Here is a 16,974-nt window from a genome sequence, read left to right as displayed (position 1 = left end):
TTCGAGGGATGAACTGCGTCCTGGCGCGATGGACTGCATCTGCGCGGATAAAATGCGGGGTGGCCGGACAGCCGGCGGACACCCGGCGGACACCGTCCGGCGAGTGGCCGCCTTTTTTCTTACTTCATCAGGCGACCAGCAGGTGGTAGACCAGGAAGCCCATGCCGATGCCGGTGACGATGCCGCCGCAGATTTCGACCAGGGTATGGCCCATGCGTTCACGCAGGGTGATGTGGCCGGTGACTTCGACTGCCAGGCGGTTGATGGCGGCAGCCTGGCGGCCGACGTGCTGGCGCAGGCTGTTGGCGTCGATCATCACGATGAAGGCCAGGGTCACGGCCACGCCGAAGGCCGGATGGTCCATGCCTTCGCGCAGGGCGATCAGGGTCGCCATGCTGGTGACCACCGAGCTATGGTTACTGGGAAAACCACCATTCCCGACCAGGTTGAACGCCCAGCGCCGCTGGCGTGCGCTGTTGATCAGGAACTTGATTGGACCGACGACGAGCCAGGTCAGGAAAGGCGTGATGAGGTAAGTAAGGTCCATGTATTATCCAAAATGTAAATGCCGGGCGGAATTATCGCAGAAGGCATGCACGCGAGCGACCTGCGCTGCGACCTCCGCTCCTACGAAACGGTAAGATGCCTGAAAACTGTGTCATTTCAACCAATATTCGAATAAGAAGAGGAACCAGATGCAACACTTCCGTTTATCGTTCATCGTCACTGCCGTGCTCATGGCATTGTCGGGCTGGTGGGGCTACGAACATGGCGGCGTGAGCGGCCTGCTGTCGGCGCTGTGGATCACCGCCATCCTGGGCGTGCTCGAGGTCTCGCTGTCCTTCGACAATGCGGTCGTGAACGCCTCGGTGCTGCGCCACTGGAACGAGTTCTGGCGCAAGCTCTTCCTCACCGTCGGCATCCTGGTGGCGGTGTTCGGCATGCGCCTGCTGTTCCCGCTGGTGATCGTCTCGGTGGCCACCGGGCTCGGCCTGCTCGACGTCTGGCACATGGCCATCGACACGCCGCAGGAATACTCGCGCCACCTGACCGAGCACCATGCGGAAGTGTCGGCCTTTGGCGGCGCCTTCCTGATGCTGGTCTTCCTGAACTTCCTGTTCGACGAGGAAAAGGAACTCCACTGGCTCGGCTGGATCGAGGAAAAAATCGGCAAGTACGGCTCCGAAGGCCTGGCCGTGCTGCTGACCCTGCTGGCGGTGTTCTTCGCCATGTCGCTCATGCCCGAGCAGCGCAAGCTGGCCGTGCTGATCTCGGGCGTGGTCGGGGTGGCGGTGTACATCGGCGTGAACTGGGTCAGCGGTTTGCTGGAAGAAGAAGAACACGACCCGACGGTCGGCAAGATGATCTCGCAAGGCAGTATCGGCGGCTTCCTGTACCTGGAAGTGCTGGATGCCTCGTTCTCGTTCGACGGCGTGATCGGCGCCTTTGCGATTACCAACGACGTGGTCGTGATCATGCTGGGCCTGGCGATCGGCGCCATGTTCGTGCGGTCGATGACGGTGTTCCTGGTCTATAAAGGCACGCTGCAGGAATTCGTGTTCCTCGAGCACGGCGCCCACTACGCGATCGGCATCCTGGCCCTGATCATGTTCGCCAGCGTGCACTTCCATATTCCCGAGTGGTTCACGGGCCTGTCGGGGCTGGCCTTCATCCTGGTGTCGCTGTGGTCCTCGGTGCGCTACCGCAAGCGGGTCGAGGCGGAAGAGGCGCGCGCCGGTGTCGGCGTGTCGTCGGAAGCTTGAGGACATCGACTCCGGTCCTAAGCTTCACTTAAGCCTGGACCTTTTGACAATCCGCGCGGCCGTGGCAGAATGGGCGCCGCGCGGTACTGCCGCGCCAGGTCATCCATACACCGCTTCCACTTTCGAAACCACACCGATCATGCCTAAAGCCTTGCCCAAGCGCGCCTTTGCCATCCTGCTGTCCCTGCTCGTCGCCCTCGTGGTGGTGTTCGGCCTGTACACCTGGTTCACGCTGACCTGGTCCTACTCGGAAGGCACGCGCGCCGGCTACCTGCAGAAGTTCTCGAACAAGGGCTGGCTATGCAAGACCTGGGAAGGCGAGATCCTGCTTTCCAGCATGCCGGGCGCGATTCCGGAACGTTTCGCGTTTACCGTGCGCGACGAGAAGCTGGTGCAGAAGCTGCAGTCGACCATGGGCCAGCGTGTGGAAATCAGCTACGAACAGCACCGCGGCGTGCCGACCAGCTGCTTTGGCGAGACCGAGTATTTCGTCGAGAGCGTGAATACCGGGCCGGTGAATCCGGTGGCGCCGAGCGATGCGCCGGCCGGGGCGCAGTGATTCGTTGCACGTATCGATAAAGGCTGATTGAGACGAATTGCATATCGGATTCGATATGCTGGCCGTAGGGTGGGCACCTGTGCCCACGCGGTCGTACAGATGCATGCCGCAACGTCTCCGCAGCTTACGGGAACGCAGCACCGGAAAGTCTACAACACCGGAATGCATGCGATACCGATACCAGATGGTTACCAGAAGCGGTACGGTACGACCGCGTGGGCACAGGTGCCCACCCTACAACACCCTCGCCGCGCGGGCGTTTATTCCCCGTTCGTCCGCCGCTGGTTCATGATCACTTCCGCCAGCCTGGCCGCCGCCTGCTGGGCCGACGGCTGCTTCTTCAATCTCCCCAGCACTTCGCGGGTAATGTTCTCGGACGCCGCACGCTGACGCGCCTCGGCCTTGCGTTCGTTGATCGCATCCTCGGTCGCCGACAATTCCGCCGCCTGCTCTTCCAGGCGCTTCGTTTCCAGCTCCAGCAGTTCGCGCCGCGCGTCGGCCATCTGCTGGGTGGTGGCGGCCGTGCGGCGCTGCATCTCGGCGTGCGCCTGGGCGTGTTCGAGCAGCGCGCGCTGGGCGTCGCGCTTTTCAAGCGCGGCCTGGGCCGCATCCTTCTCGGCCGCTTCGCGCGCCAGGGCCAGGCGCGCGGCTTCGGCTTCGGCCTCCGCACGCAGGCGCGCGCTTTCCGCCGTGGCCTGTTCCGAGGCCAGGCGCGCGGCCGCCTCCTCGATGGCGCGCGCTTCGGACTCGGCCTGCAAACGCTGCGCCGCCAGCTTTTGCTCGGCCAGCGCCAGCGCGCCGCGCGCCGCCTCGGCGGCGGTCTGTTCCGCTTCCAGGGCGGCGCGTTCGGCGTCGAGGGCGGCCTCGGTCGCCGCCAGGCGCGCCGCTTCGGCCCGGGCGCGTTCGGCCTGCAACTGCGCCAGGCTGGCGGCGGCAGCCGCTTCGGCCTGGACGGCGGCGGCAGCGGCCTCTTCCTGCGCCGCCTCCTCCAGCACCCTGGCCGCGGCTTCGCGCTTGGCTTCCAGGGCCGCGCGCTGGGCCTCGGCGATGCGGTGCTCGGCCTCGAATTCGTCGCGCATCAGGGCCGCCTGCCCTTCTTCCGCCTCGGCCCGGGCCTGGGCGGCGGCGGCCAGTGCGCGTTCGTTTTCCCGTTTTTCGTGCAGGCGCGCCAGTGCCGCTTCCTCGGTGCGCAGGCGTTCGCGCTCGGCCGCCGCAAGCTGGGCGGCCTCGGCTTCGCGCTGCGCGGCCAGGGCTGCCGCGTCGCGCGCCATGGCCGCCTGCTCGCTTGCCAGCGCCAGCGCCGCTTCGGCCGCCGCGTTCTCGGCCGCGCGCGCCTCGGCGGCGGCTGCGGCCTGGGCCGCGCGGGCTTCGGCCAGCTCGCGCGCACGGGCCTGCTGTTCGGCGTCGCGCCCGGCCGCTTCGGCGGCGATGCGGTCGGCCTCGGCGCGCTGCTGCGCGTGCTCGGCCGCCGTCAGCTCGGCCTGCAGGCGGGCCTCGACCTGCATGCCCGCGTCTTCTTCGGCCTGGGCGCGCAACAGCGCCGCTTCGCGCAGCTTGCGGTCGGCCTCGATGCGCGCCTCGGTGGCGGCCACGATCTTCGCTTCGGCCTCGCGCCGCGCCTCGGCGGTGGCGGCGGCCATCTGCTCCAGACGCTCACGGTGCACGGCGGCGTCGCGCAATTCCTTTTCCAGGTCCAGGCGCGTGCGCACGGTGTCGGCGGCCACCCGTTGCGAATCGGCCTGGGCCTGGGCGATGCTTTCGCGTTCTTGTTCGACGTGGGCCAGGGCGCGCGCTTCTTCCAGCATGCGCGCCTCGGCGGCGGCGCGGGCAAAGGCCGAGGCCAGCGCGATCTGGTCGGCGCGCTCGCGCTGCACCGCCAGTTCGAGCGCTTCGGCTTCGAGCTTGGCCAGTTTCTCGGCGGTGGCGCGCGCGGCCTTTTCGGCACGCTCGCGCTCGCGCGCCAGCACCGCCACGCGCGCATCGGCGCTGGCGCTGTGCAGCACCTCTTCGCGCGCCGCATGCACGGCGGCCACGCGCTCGGCGGCGTGGCGCCGCGCTTCCTCGGTCTGGGCCAGCAATTCCTCGGCGGCGCGCGCCGCTTCCATCGCCATTGCCGCTTCGGCTTCGATCTGTTCGGCGGCGCGGCGGCGCGCTTCTTCGGCGGCGCGGGCGCGGGCTTCGGCGGCCAGGCGGCTTTCGGTGTCGGCCTGCACGCGCGCGCGCAGCTCGGCGGTTTCCTGGCGCATGGCTTCCAGGCGCTCGCTCGATGCCTGGGCGGCGGCGCGCAGGGTTTCCAGACGGTCGCGGTTGGCTTCGATGGCCTGCTCCGACACCTGGGCGTTCGCCAGCGCGGCGGCGGCGGTGGCGGCATCCATGGCGGCGCGCTCCTCGGCCAGCGCGCGCGCATGGGCCTCGGCGGCGGCGCGGCTTTCGGCGGCGACATTCGCCTTGGCCTCGGCCTCGACCCGCGCGATCGCTTCCCTGATCGCGGCCTTTTCCAGTGCGCCACGGTCGGGGGCCGATGCGGCTGCAGGTGCCGACGCGGCTGCCGGTGCAGGCGCGGGCGCCGGCTTGCCTGCGGATGGCAGGTGCCCGCCGGCGAGCGGCGGCAGGTCGATCGTGAAATCGGTATCGTCGTGGGGAGTCGGTGGGTGTTCCATGGTATTTCTCGGTCTGGAAAAGGGGGCCTGCCAGCTCATTATCGACGAAAGACGCGAATCGTGTCACGCCGAGCTGCGCGGCAAAACCCTTGCAATTCCGGCCTTCAGGAATGACAACCGACTGTCTGTTGCGCGGGCTGCCCGAGCAGCCGGACGCCGGCCGCGCCAAGCAGGATCGCCAGCAGGCAGAACAGCACATCGATGAAGCCCGGCTTGTCGGGATGGATCGCCGCCTTGTGCGGATGCGCGGGATCGTAGCGTATCCATATTTGCGTTCCGGGCCGGTAGCGCTGCGTCAGCGCGGCAAGCGCGGCCTGGTCGCGGTAGCAGGAACCGGCGCGGGCCACCGTCATCCGGTTTGCGACGAACTCCTTGCCGCCAACGAGGTACCGGTAGCGCAACTGGACGCACCGATCCGATGATTTCGGCTTCGTGTGCGTCTCCAGCCCCAGGACTACGGCGCGCGTGGCCGGCCACGACGAAAACCGCAGCTTGTCGGCCACGGTCGTGATCATGAAGAAGCCGAACAGCACCGCAACCAGCAGCATGAGCGCACCTTTCAGCCGCGTCTTCACGGACCCGGGCGCTTCGGTGCGGGCCGTGCCATCCTCAGACCGGCCACAGTGGCGGCTCGTCCATCAGCGCCACCTGCTCGCGCAGTTCGAGAATGCGGTCCTGCCAGTAGCGCTGGGTGTTAAACCAGGGGAAGGCCGCCGGGAAGGCCGGGTCGTTCCAGCGCATCGCCAGCCAGGCCGAATAATGGATCAGGCGCAGGGTGCGCAAGGCCTCGACCAGGTAAAGCTGGCGCGGATCGAAGTCGCAAAAGTCTTCGTAGCCGGCCAGGACGTCGCCCATCTGGCGCACCATGTCCTGGCGCTCGCCCGAGAGCAGCATCCACAAGTCCTGCACCGCCGGCCCCATGCGGCTGTCGTCGAAGTCGACGAAGTGCGGGCCGTCGCCGGTCCAGAGCACGTTGCCGACGTGGCAGTCGCCGTGCAGGCGCAGGAGCGGCACCTGCCCTGCCCGCTCGTAGCAGCGCGCCACGCCCTGCAAGGCCTGTTCGACCACGCTGGCCCAGGTGGCGCGCAGCTCGGGCGGCAGGAAGTCGTGCCGCAGCAGCCAGTCGAAGGGTTCCTGGCCGAAGGTGCGCGGGTCGAGCGCCGGGCGCTGGGCATACGATGCCAGCGCGCCGACGGCGTGGATGCGGCCGATGAAGCGCCCGATCCATTCCAGCGTGGCCGGGTCGCCGAGTTCCGGCGCGCGGCCGCCGCGGCGCGGAAAGACCGCGAAATGGAAACCGTCGAAGCTGTGCAGGGTACGCCCGTCGACCGTCAATGCCGGCACCACCGGCACTTCGCGTTCGTGCAGCTCGGCCACAAAGGCATGCTCCTCGAGGATGGCCTGCGTGCTCCAGCGTTCGGGGCGGTAGAACTTGACCACCACCGGCGGCCCTTCTTCGCGCCCGACCTGGTAGACGCGGTTTTCGTAGCTGTTCAGGGCCAGCAGGCGGCCGTCGCCGTACAGGCCCAGGCTTTCCAGGGCGTCGAGCACGCGCTCGGGACCAAGCCTGGCAAAGGGGTGGGAAGCTGATGAATCCGGCAAGCCTGACAAATTATCCATACCGCCATTGTAAGGCGGCGCGCAGATTTTCGTGTGCCGCTGGCCCGCCACGCGTTAAACTGGCGGCTTCACCGCAACAAGGCATCCCATGCAACTCGAACAGCCCCTCACCGAAAAAGAATTCGACGAACTCGACCAGTTCCTCCTCTCCGAGCGCAGCCCGGAAGACGCGATGACGATGGACACCCTCCACGGCTACCTGACCGCGATCGCGATCGGCCCGGAAACCATCATGCCGGCCGAGTGGCTGCCGCGCGTCTGGGGCCAGGACGGCAAGCAGGCGCCGAAGTGGAAGAACGCCAAGGAAGAAGAACGCATCCTCAACCTGATCATGCGCTTCATGAACGAAGTGCTGATCACCTTCGAGGTCGCGCCGAAGGAATTCGAGCCGCTGTACTGCGAGCACGAGCACAACGGCCAGACCCTGATCGACGCCGAAGCCTGGTGCTGGGGCTTCTGGGAAGGCATGGAACTGCGTCCGGGCTCCTGGGACCCGGTCTGGGATTCCGAAGTCGGCGAGCTGATGCGCCCGCTGTACCTGCTCGGCGCCGACGAGATCGAGGAAGACGAATTGCCGCTGGTCGAAGACCCGGTCAAGGCGCACCAGCTGGCGCTGGAAATCGAAGCCAATTTGCCGGCGATCTACCGCTACTGGCTGCCGCTGCGCAAGCCGGCGGTCGAGACCATCCGCAACGAAGGGCCGAAGACCGGCCGCAACGACGACTGCCCTTGCGGCAGCGGCAAGAAGTTCAAGAAATGCTGCGGGGCTGAACAGGCGTAGGGTGGTCGGCTCCGCCGCCCACGCGTTCAGCCGGGGCAAGCGTAGCGAATGAGCATGCCGGAGCTGAACGCGTGGACGGGGAACCCGTCCACCCTGCATCAAGAAGCACAAGGAGCCGGGCCGACCCCGGCTTTTTTTCGCCCGCTTCAGTCCTTGGGCGTCAAGCCTCGGCCAGCGTCGGCGCGGCCAAAAAAGGCCGGCAATCGACCGGGATGTCGATGACGAAGGTGGTGCCGCGCTCGCGCGAACTGTCGACGCCGACGCTGCCGCCATGGCTCTCGGCCACCGCGCGCACATAGGGCAGGCCGATGCCCCAGCCGCCCTTCACGCCCTGGCGCGCCGATTCCGCACGGCGGTACATCTGGAAAATGCTTTCCTGCTCGGCGGGCGGGATCGGCTCGCCGTGGTTGTGGACGGTGAGCAGCAGGCGCTCGTGCACCTCGTCGATCTTGATGGTAATCGGCGTGCCGGGCGTGCCGTACTTGGCCGCGTTCGACAGCATGTTCTCGATCGCGCGCCAGAGCGCCTTGCGGTCCCACCAGCCGTGCACCGAGTGCGGCGTCATGTGCACCGGCTGGCCCCCGTGCGCCACCGCGTCGAGCTGGACTTCGCGCACCAGCTCGCAGATGTCGAAGGCGCTCAGTTCCAGCGGCACCTTCTGGCCGCCATGGAAGGCCATCGAATCGAGCAGCTCGCTCACCATGCCGCCCATGCGCTGCACGCTCGACAGCGCCTTGGCCGCCACGGTGCGGATGCGCGCCGGGTCGTTCGTCATGAGGATGATTTCCAGCGCCATCGAGGCCGCGTGCAGCGGCCCGCGCAAATCGTGGGTGAGCGCCGCCGTGAAGCGCTCGCGCAGGCCCTGGTGCACCAACGTAAAGGCATTCACGGCTTCCTTGATGCCGGCATCGATCGAGCTGTCGATCACCAGCACCTCGGCGTGGCTGAGCGAGATGCCGTCGCGCGCCAGCGCTTCCAGGAGGCAGCGGCGCAGGATCTGGTACTCGTCGATCAGGGCCACGTGGTCGTAGCTGGTCACGCGCGCGCGCTCGCCGCCGTGCTCGGCCGCCACCGTGGTGCCGTCGGCGCCGCCCTGGCGCCCGTAGCCCGGCGTCAGGCTTTCGGCGATGTTGTCGTAGAAGACCGGCAGCGTATCGATCAGCACCGGGTGGCGCAGCTGGGCCGCTTCCTCGACGTTCGCGCGCACGGCGCGTTCCCAATCGGCGAACACCTGTTCGCGCAGGGCGAGCATGCGCTGCGAGGTAGGCGACAGGCCGCTGCCGTCGTCTTTCTGGTCGCTGGCGTAGGTCACGCGTGACTCCTGGTCGTCTTCTTATCCAGTATGCATGGTACGCCGGATGCGCCGCGCATGTCGCCCAGCAGTCATGACAGCGTGCCCGCCCCCGCTTCAGGCCGCGGTCTCCAGCTGCCGCTCGCACAGCGCCGCCAGCAGGTCCGAACGCCCGACCACGCCGACCACGGCCCCGCCCTCCCCGGTGATCGCCACCTGGTGATGGCCCTCGTCGCTCAGCAGCGGCACCAGGCGCGCCAGCGGCGCGGCGGCGTCGAGCACGGCGACGATGCGGTGCATGGCATCCTCCACGCGCGGCGCGGCGCCCGGCACCAGTGCGCGCAGGCGTGCGCCCCATCCGCTCTGGCGCAGCAGGTCTTCCTGCGACAGGAAGCCGAGCAGGCGCCGCCCCTCGTCCAGCACCGGCACGCCCTGCAGGCGGTGGCGCAGCAGCAGTTCGCGCGCATGCTCCAGGGTGTCGCGCGGGCCGATCGCGACCACATGGCGCGACATCAGTTCGGCGCAGTTGCGTTCGCGGAAGTGGCGGTGCAAGGCCAACTGGCGGGCGTCGTCGACGATCGCCAGCAGATCGTCGCGGCTGATGTCCAGCACCTCGCCATAGCGCGCCATGGCCGCTTCCAGGTCCTGTTCCGTGATGCCGAGGCGTGCGGCCGGGGCCGGGTCGCCGGTGGCGTGGATGTTGCGGTCGGCCGCGTGCGGCGCGTGCGGGTAGCGGCGGCCGGTCAGGTTGTTGTAGAGGAGCGCGGCGCCGACGATGACGGTGGAATTGAGCGCCACCGGCAACAGGGCGAACTGCCAGCTGGCCGCATGCACCGCCGCGCCGCCCAGCACCGCGGTCAGGGCCACGGCGCCGCCGGGCGGATGCAGGCAGCGCAGCGCGAACATCGCGGCAATCGCCAGGCAGCCGGCCAGCGGCGCGGCCAGCAGCGGGTCGGGCACCAGGTGCCAGCAGCCGACGCCGACCAGGGCCGACAGGGTATTCCCGCCGACCACCGACCAGGGCTGGGCCAACGGGCTGGCCGGCACGCAGAACAGCAGCACCGCCGAGGCGCCCATGGGGGCAATCAACCAGGCGGCCAGCCCTGGCGCCAGCATGTGGCTGACCAATGCGGTAACGAACAGGCCGACGCAGGCCCCGACGGTGGCGCGCAGGCGCTCGGTGCGGCTGGCGGCAAGCGGCTGCGGCAGGAAGCCGTGCAGCCATTGGGTGAAACTTCCTTGCATGACAGGAGAAAATGAGAAGCTGCTTGAAGCAAAGACCGCCATTACATCATAAATGGCCTGTCCCTTGCTGAAGCCGGACGCTGGCCGGCGGCCAGCGCCGCCGTGGCACTTGATGTACGATGCGCAATCTTGGCCTTTGTACAAACCGTGTCATTCACCGGAGCATCCATGACCACCTCCTTCCGCAAGACCGCCCTGCGCGCGCTGGCTGCCGCCGCACTGGCCGCCATCGCTGCCAGCCCTGCCCTCGCTGCCGCCCCGATGGCAAAGACCCCGGCCCCGGGCTACTTCCGCCTGATGCTGGGCCAGTTCGAGGTCACGCCGCTATCAGATGGCACCGTCGACCTGCCGGTCGACAAGCTGCTGAGCGACAAAGCCGAAAAGACGCAAGCCACGCTGGCGAAGTCCTTCCTGAAAGCCCCGCTCGAAACCTCGGACAACGCCTTCCTGGTCAACACCGGCACGAAGCTGATCCTGGTCGACACCGGCGCCGGCGTGCTGTTCGGGCCAACCCTCGGCAAGCTGCTGGCGAACATGAAGGCGGCCGGCTACACGCCCGAGCAGGTCGACGAGGTCTACCTGACCCACTTCCACAGCGACCACCTGGGCGGATTGACCAGCTCGGCGAAACCAGCCTTCCCGAACGCCGTCGTGCGCGCCTCCAAGGCTGAAGCCGATCACTGGCTGAGCCAGGCGAACATGGACAAGGCGCCGGCCGACGGCAAGGACACGTTCAAGAACGCGATGGCCGCGCTCGACCCTTACGTCAAGGCCGGCCGTTTCAAGACCTTCGAGGGCGATGTCGAGGTGTCGCCGGGCTTCCGTGCGCTGGGCGGGCATGGGCATACGCCGGGGCATACCACCTTCGTCGTCGAGAGCGGCGGGCAAAAGATGATGCTGATCGGCGATCTGATCCACGTGGCGGCGGTGCAGTTCGAGAACCCGGCGGTGACGATCGGCTTCGACGGCGACCAGAAGGCCGCAGCAGCGGCGCGCAAGAAGCTGTTCGACATGGCGGCCAAGGATGGAGCGCTGGTCGGCGGCGCGCATCTGCAGTTCCCGGGGCTGGGGCATCTGCGGGCCGAGGGCAAGGGGTATCGCTTCGTGCCGGTGAATTACACGCAGATGCGGTAAGGGCGGCCGGCGATTGCTGATACGTTAGCGATCGACGCGTGGACGGCGCAAGCGGCGCGGGTACCTCAGGCGTTACAGGCAGAGCCGTCCACCCTACGGGTGCGCCGCAGGTGCTTCACGCCAGGGCGCCGCGCACATCGGCCAGCAACTCGGCCAGCTGGTCGAAATCCACCGGCTTGACCAGGTGGTGCCGGAAGCCCGCCTCGCGCGCGGCGCGCTTGTCCTGTTCCTGTCCATAGCCCGACACGGCGATCAGCACCGCGTCCGCCGTCTCGGGCTGGGCCAGCAGGCGCCGCGCCAGTTCGTTGCCGTCGATCTCGGGCAGGCCGATATCGAGCAGGAACACGTCCGGCGCCGCCGCACGCGCGCGCTCCAGCGCGCGGCGCGAATCGTGCTCGACTTCCACCGCGTGCCCGGCCGCATCGAGCAGCATGGCCAGGGTCTCGGCGGCGTCGACGTTGTCGTCCACCACCATCACCCGCAATGGCCCGCCCGATGCCGCGGCGCCGGCTGGCGCGGATTCGGGCGCGGCGACCGGCGTGGCCAGCGGCAGTGTCACGGTAAAGGTACTGCCCCGCCCCGGCCCCGGACTGGCACAGGCAACGCTGCCACCGTGCAGTTCGACCAGGTTGCGCACCAGCGCCAGGCCCAACCCCAGCCCGCCCTGCGAACGGTCGCTCGAGCGCTTGGCCTGGGTGAACAGGTCAAAGGCGCGCTCGGTCAGTTCCTGCTCCATGCCGATGCCCTCGTCGCATACGGCCAGTTCCAGCATGCCGTCCTTGTGCCGCACCTCGATGTCGATGGCGCATTCCTCGGGCGTGTACTTGACGGCGTTGTTCAGCAGATTGGCGAGCACCTGCACCAGGCGCGCGCGGTCGCCTTCCACGCTCAGGGGCACGGCAGGCATGTGCACGCCCAGGGTCTGGCGCCGCGCCAGCAGCAGCGGACGGACCTGCTCCACCGCCTCGTCGACGATGCTGCGCACGTCGAGCACGGCCTTGTCGAGCACGATCAGGCCGCGCGTCACGCGCGACACGTCGAGCAGGTCGTCGACCAGGCGCGTCATGTGCTTCACCTGGCGCCCGATGATGGCGCTGCTCTGGCGCACCCGGGTTTCGTTGAGCATGCCCATGTCGAGCAGCATCGCGGCCGACTTGATCGGCGCCAGCGGGTTGCGCAGTTCGTGCGCCAGCATGGCCAGGAATTCGTCCTTGCGCTGGTCGGCCGCCTTCAGCTTTTCCTCGGCCAGCTTGCGGTCGGTGATGTCGCGGAAGAAGATCGCGATGCCGCCGTCCTGCATCGGAAAGGCGCGGATCTCGTTCCAGCCGCAGCGCCCGTCGACCGGCGGCATCCGGTACTCGGCGGCGCCGGCACGGCGCCCGTCCATCACGCGGCGCAGCATGCGGCTGGCTTCGGCGTCGGCCGATTCCGGGAACAGTTCCCAGTGCGTGCGGCCGATTACCTGGTCCAGGGTCAGGCGGCAGATGCGCAGGCCCTCGGCATTCATTTCGACGATCCGCCAGTCGCGGTCGAGCCGCGCGAAGCCTTCGCCGATGGTGTCGAAGATGTAGCGGCTGCGGTCGCGCTCGGCGCGCAGCGCGGCCTGGGTGCGCGCGCCGTCGAGCGCGGTCCAGGTGCGTTCGGCGGTGTCGCGCGTGAAGCGCAGTTCGTCGGCGTTCCAGCGGTGCGGCGCGTCGCGGTTGATGCTGAGGAAGGCGTCCAGGCGGCCGGCGCGCACCAGCGGCACCGTCACCACCGAGCCGATGGCTTCGTCGGCATAGCGGCGCGGCCAGTTGGCGGTGCGCGGATCGCGCAGGATGTCTTCGACGACCACCAGCTCGCCGGCGCGCAGGGCGGCGCCGATGTCGGGGCCGAAGTCGTCGAGCCGGTAGCGCGCTTGCGACAGGCCTTCCATGCCCTCGCGCAGCCATTGGCTGGCCACCGTGAAGGCGGCGCCGTCTTCCTCGACCTCGCCGTACAGCACCCGCGCCAGGCGCAACTCTTCTCCCAGCAGCGCGCCGGCCGTCGCCAGCACTTCGGACGGCAGGTGCAGCGGGCGCAGGGCGTCGGAGAGCTTCAGTTCGAGGGCGGCGCGGCGTTCGGCGCGCAGGCGCTCGGTGGTTTCGACGGCGGTGCAGTACATGCCGGCCACGCGCCCGGCGCCGTCGTGCAGCGGCGAATACGAAAAGGTGAAGTTGGCCGGCTCGCGCGCGCCGTTGCGCACGATGGGGATTTCCAGGTCCTCGAAGTGGACGCCCTTGCCGGACAGGGCGCGGTCGATGATCGGCACCAGCTGCGGCCAGGCATCGGACCAGACGCGCTGGAAGGGTTCGCCCAAGGCGGCCGGATGGCGCTCGCCCAGCATCTGCACATAGGCGTCGTTGTACAGCATGCGCAGGTCCGGCCCCCAGGCGATGAACATCGGCAGCGCCGAGTCGAGCGCCATCGCGACGGCGGTCGCCAGTTGGGGCGGCCAGTCGTCGGGATGTCCGAGGGGAGAATGCCGCCAGTCGTGCGCGCCGATCAGGGCGCGCAGGCTGGCGGGGGCCGCGTCATGGGCAGCCCGCAAAAATCCGTGCATATTGACATTTTCTCACATGATGTCCGCTGCACGATGCACGAATGGGACGGGGGTTACAGCGTACGCATTACAGCTTACGCATCACAATTTAATAAAGTGCTCGCGGTAATACTTCAGTTCCTCGACCGACTCGATGATGTCGGCCAGGGCGGTGTGCTTCTGGTGCTTCTTGAAGCCCGAGGCCAGTTCCGGCTTCCAGCGGCGGCACAGTTCCTTCAGCGTCGAGACGTCCAGGTTACGGTAGTGGAAGAAGGCTTCCAGCTTCGGCATGCCGCGCGCCATGAAGCGGCGGTCCTGGCAGATCGAGTTGCCGCACATCGGCGATTTGTTGGCCGGGACGTACTGCTTGAGGAAGGCGATCAGCTGGGCTTCGGCGTCGGCTTCGCTGACGGTCGAGGCTTTCACGCGGTCGATCAGGCCCGACTTGCCGTGGGTGCCCTTGTTCCAGTTGTCCATCTTGTCCAGGGTTGCGTCGGACTGGTGGATGGCGAACACCGGGCCTTCGGCGATCACGTTCAGGTCGGCGTCGGTGACGACAACGGCCACTTCGATGATGCGGTCGTTGTCCGGATCGAGGCCGGTCATTTCCATGTCTACCCAGACCAGGTTCATCTCGTTCGGACGCTGGGGGGCTGCGGCAGGGTTGGCCGACGGGTTGGCCGACGGGTTGGCTGATGCGGTGGATTCGTTAGCTTGTGACATAATTCTCTCTTTGCCTTAAACAATCCTGCATTTTCTCACAGGCACAGAATGTCTTCACTTGCGTTTTCGGTCACCTTCGTCGTTTTCTTCGTGCTGACGCTAGGACTGCGCTTCTGGCTGGCCAACCGCCAGATCCGCCACGTGCTGCGCAAGCGCGCCAGCGTGCCCGGCGAATTCGCGTCCAAGGTCTCGCTCGAGACGCACCAGAAGGCGGCCGACTACACGGTGGCCAAGACCCGCTTCGGCATCGTGGCGCTGCTGTGGGGCGGCCTGGTGCTGATCGGCTTTACCCTGCTCGGCGGGCTGCAGGTCATTTCCAGCGCCCTGCTGCCGCTGGCCGGCCCTGGGATGCTACATCAGATCCTGCTGGTGATCGCGTTTGCCGCCATCTCCGGTGTGCTCGACCTGCCTTTCGATTACTACCGCCAGTTCGTGCTCGAGGAGCGCTTCGGCTTCAACAAGATGACGCCTGGCCTGTGGATCGCCGACCTGGTGAAAGGCACCCTGCTCGGCGCCGCCATCGGCCTGCCGCTCATCTGGGTCGTGCTGAAGCTGATGGAAACCACCGGCTCGCTGTGGTGGTTCTGGGCCTGGTGCGTGTGGAGCGGCTTCCAGCTCTTGATGATGGTGCTGTACCCGACCGTCATCGCGCCGCTGTTCAACAAGTTCACGCCGCTCGCCGACGACAGCCTGAAAAGCCGCATCGAAGGCCTGATGGCGCGCGTCGGCTTTGCGTCCAAAGGCCTGTTCGTGATGGACGGCAGCCGCCGCAGCGCCCACGGCAACGCCTACTTTTCCGGCTTCGGCGCGGCCAAGCGCATCGTCTTCTTCGACACCCTGATCGAGCGTCTGGCGCCGCAGGAAATCGAGGCCGTGCTGGCGCATGAACTCGGCCACTTCAAGCTGCGCCACATCGTCAAGCGCATGGTGGTCATGTTCGCGCTGTCGCTGGGCTTCCTGGCCCTGCTCGGCTACCTGAAGGAACAAAGCTGGTTCTACACCGGCCTGGGCGTGACGCCGATGCTGGGCGCGCCGAACGACGCCATGGCCCTGCTGCTGTTCATGCTGGTGCTGCCGATCTTTACCTTCGTGCTCGGCCCCTTGAGCGCGATCACCTCGCGCAAGCACGAGTTCGAGGCAGATGCCTTTGCGGCAAAGCACAGCAGCGCCGACGACCTGGTCTCGGCCCTGGTCAAGATGTACGAGGACAATGCCTCGACGCTCACGCCCGACCCGCTGCACTCGGCCTTCTATGATTCGCATCCGCCGGCCTCGGTCCGGATTGCGCACCTGAATGCGGCGGCGGCATGAAGCTGGTTGAGCAGCATTGCACCCACGGTGCGCCGGCGCTCGACGCCGGCGCCGTGAACGCGCACCTGGCCGCGCTGCCTGACTGGCGCCTGGCCGGCAAGCGCATCGAGCGCGAGTACGCCTTCACCGATTACCACGAGACCATCGCCTTCGTCGATGCCCTGGCCGCGATGATCCACCAGCAAGACCACCATCCCGAACTGCGCGTGCGCTACCGCCACTGCCTGGTCGCCTTTACCACCCATTCGGCCGGCAATGCCGTGTCGATGAACGACTTTATCTGCGCTGCGAAAGCCGACGCAATCTACGAGGAACGCCGCGCATGAGCATGCTTGGAACCATCATCGCGGCCCACGGCCGCCACTACCTGGCCGATGTCGACGGCGCCAAATTCCAGTGCGTCACGCGCGGCAAGAAGACCAATGTGGCGGTGGGCGACGTGGTCCACCTGAAGCAGACCTCGAACGACCAGGCCGTGATCGAAAAGATCGCCGACCGCACCACCCTGATCTACCGCTCCGACCAGTACAAATCGAAGCTGCTGGCGGCGAACATCTCGCGCCTGTTCATCGTGGTGGCGACCGAACCCGGTTTCGCCGACGACCTGGTGTCGCGTGCGCTGGTGGCGGCCGAGGCGGCGGGCATCGAGGCCCACCTTATCCTGAACAAGACCGACGTCACCGATTTGCTGCCGCGTGCGCGCGAACGCGCCGCCGTGTATGGCGCGCTGGGTTATCCGGTGCATGAGGTGTCGGCGCGCGCCAATCCGGAGCACGCGCTGGCCGTGCTGCAGCCGCTGCTGGCCGGGCAATCGTCGATTTTCATCGGCCAGTCGGGCATGGGCAAGTCCTCGCTCATCAATTTGCTGGTGCCGGATGCCGACATCGCGGTGCGCGAGATCTCGTCGGCACTGGATACCGGCAAGCACACCACCACCTTTACGCGGCTGTACTGGCTGCCGGGCGGCGCGGCGATCATCGATTCGCCGGGCTTCCAGGAATTCGGGCTGTACCACCTGAGCGAAGGCATGCTGGAACGGGCGTTCGTCGAGTTCAAGCCTTACCTGGGCGGCTGCAAGTACTATAACTGCCGTCACCTGGCCGAGCCGCAGTGCGCGGTGCTCGATGCGGTGGCGGCCGGGAAGATCGCCAAACATCGACACGAGCTGTATGCGCAGCTGCTGCACGAGTCGGCGCAGACCTTGTATTAGTAGTAGGGTGGACGGCTATGCCGTCCACGCGTCGATAGTTGACAGCAAGATCATCGAGCGCGAAACCGGAACCGATAGCGATCGACGCGTGGACGGCGTAGCCGTCCACCCTACATC

At 67.4% G+C, this 16,974-nt stretch carries 15 protein-coding genes; 7 read left to right on the top strand and 8 right to left on the bottom strand.

The genetic code is table 11. The features are described 5' to 3' along the window. Window positions 1–127 precede the first annotated feature (127 nt). Window positions 128–547, bottom strand: a complete 420-nt coding sequence (locus ACWYRN_RS16910; protein WP_488688735.1) for a divergent PAP2 family protein — start codon at window positions 545–547, stop codon at window positions 128–130. 148 nt (window positions 548–695) lie between these two features. Here ACWYRN_RS16910 and ACWYRN_RS16905 point away from each other — a divergent pair, with 148 nt between their 5' ends. Both ACWYRN_RS16905 and ACWYRN_RS16900 read left to right on the top strand, forming a co-directional pair. Beyond that, the gene (locus tag ACWYRN_RS16905; protein WP_488688734.1) at window positions 696–1,763 is read left to right on the top strand and encodes a DUF475 domain-containing protein; all 1,068 of its coding nucleotides are present in this window, start codon (window positions 696–698) and stop codon (window positions 1,761–1,763) included. Between the two features lie 139 nt (window positions 1,764–1,902). Beyond that, entirely contained in the window at window positions 1,903–2,322 is a 420-nt protein-coding gene (locus ACWYRN_RS16900; RefSeq protein ID WP_229439396.1) for a DUF8785 domain-containing protein, read from the top strand. A gap of 260 nt (window positions 2,323–2,582) precedes the next feature. Here the strand turns inward: ACWYRN_RS16900 and ACWYRN_RS16895 are convergent, their stop codons facing one another. The 3 genes from ACWYRN_RS16895 to ACWYRN_RS16885 all read right to left on the bottom strand — a co-directional run bounded on the left by ACWYRN_RS16895 (window position 2,583) and on the right by ACWYRN_RS16885 (window position 6,602). Beyond that, the gene (locus ACWYRN_RS16895) at window positions 2,583–4,982 is read right to left on the bottom strand and encodes a coiled-coil domain-containing protein (RefSeq protein WP_488688733.1); all 2,400 of its coding nucleotides are present in this window, start codon (window positions 4,980–4,982) and stop codon (window positions 2,583–2,585) included. Between the two features lie 104 nt (window positions 4,983–5,086). Then, on the bottom strand, window positions 5,087–5,530 hold the full coding sequence (locus ACWYRN_RS16890) for a DUF3592 domain-containing protein (protein WP_488688732.1): 444 nt from the start codon (window positions 5,528–5,530) through the stop codon (window positions 5,087–5,089). A 61-nt stretch (window positions 5,531–5,591) separates the two neighbouring features. After that, window positions 5,592–6,602: a serine/threonine protein kinase gene (locus ACWYRN_RS16885; RefSeq protein WP_488688731.1), complete on the bottom strand. Its 1,011-nt coding sequence runs from the start codon at window positions 6,600–6,602 to the stop codon at window positions 5,592–5,594. A gap of 88 nt (window positions 6,603–6,690) precedes the next feature. Here ACWYRN_RS16885 and ACWYRN_RS16880 point away from each other — a divergent pair, with 88 nt between their 5' ends. Further along, a complete protein-coding gene (locus tag ACWYRN_RS16880) occupies window positions 6,691–7,383 on the top strand; it encodes a UPF0149 family protein (protein WP_488688730.1) in 693 nt (230 codons plus the stop codon). A 160-nt stretch (window positions 7,384–7,543) separates the two neighbouring features. Here ACWYRN_RS16880 and ACWYRN_RS16875 read toward each other — a convergent pair whose 3' ends face one another. Continuing rightward, window positions 7,544–8,695, bottom strand: a complete 1,152-nt coding sequence (locus ACWYRN_RS16875) for a sensor histidine kinase (RefSeq protein ID WP_488688729.1) — start codon at window positions 8,693–8,695, stop codon at window positions 7,544–7,546. A gap of 96 nt (window positions 8,696–8,791) precedes the next feature. Next, window positions 8,792–9,919, bottom strand: coding sequence for an HPP family protein (locus tag ACWYRN_RS16870; protein ID WP_488688728.1), 1,128 nt, complete (start codon window positions 9,917–9,919; stop codon window positions 8,792–8,794). A gap of 168 nt (window positions 9,920–10,087) precedes the next feature. Between ACWYRN_RS16870 and ACWYRN_RS16865 the strand changes: the two genes are divergently transcribed. Next, window positions 10,088–11,053, top strand: a complete 966-nt coding sequence (locus ACWYRN_RS16865) for an MBL fold metallo-hydrolase (protein ID WP_488688727.1) — start codon at window positions 10,088–10,090, stop codon at window positions 11,051–11,053. A 115-nt stretch (window positions 11,054–11,168) separates the two neighbouring features. Here the strand turns inward: ACWYRN_RS16865 and ACWYRN_RS16860 are convergent, their stop codons facing one another. Further along, window positions 11,169–13,634, bottom strand: a complete 2,466-nt coding sequence (locus tag ACWYRN_RS16860) for a hybrid sensor histidine kinase/response regulator (protein ID WP_488688726.1) — start codon at window positions 13,632–13,634, stop codon at window positions 11,169–11,171. An 81-nt stretch (window positions 13,635–13,715) separates the two neighbouring features. Then, entirely contained in the window at window positions 13,716–14,336 is a 621-nt protein-coding gene (orn, locus tag ACWYRN_RS16855; protein WP_488688725.1) for an oligoribonuclease, read from the bottom strand. A gap of 48 nt (window positions 14,337–14,384) precedes the next feature. On the opposite strand from orn, the gene ACWYRN_RS16850 reads away from it, so the two are divergent. From ACWYRN_RS16850 to rsgA, 3 genes are read left to right on the top strand one after another with little or no spacing between them, the layout of a single operon-like run. After that, on the top strand, window positions 14,385–15,647 hold the full coding sequence (locus ACWYRN_RS16850) for a M48 family metallopeptidase (protein WP_488688724.1): 1,263 nt from the start codon (window positions 14,385–14,387) through the stop codon (window positions 15,645–15,647). Then, window positions 15,644–15,973, top strand: coding sequence for a 4a-hydroxytetrahydrobiopterin dehydratase (locus tag ACWYRN_RS16845; protein ID WP_488688723.1), 330 nt, complete (start codon window positions 15,644–15,646; stop codon window positions 15,971–15,973). Before ACWYRN_RS16850 ends, ACWYRN_RS16845 begins: the two co-directional genes overlap by 4 nt. Next, a complete protein-coding gene (gene rsgA, locus ACWYRN_RS16840; protein ID WP_488688722.1) occupies window positions 15,970–16,857 on the top strand; it encodes a ribosome small subunit-dependent GTPase A in 888 nt (295 codons plus the stop codon). The genes ACWYRN_RS16845 and rsgA overlap by 4 nt, the downstream gene beginning before the upstream one ends. The last annotated feature ends 117 nt before the right edge of the window (window positions 16,858–16,974 follow it).

It is taken from the genome of Massilia sp. BAP21, assembly GCF_057801335.1.
This window is presented reverse-complemented; position numbering and strand designations above follow the sequence as displayed.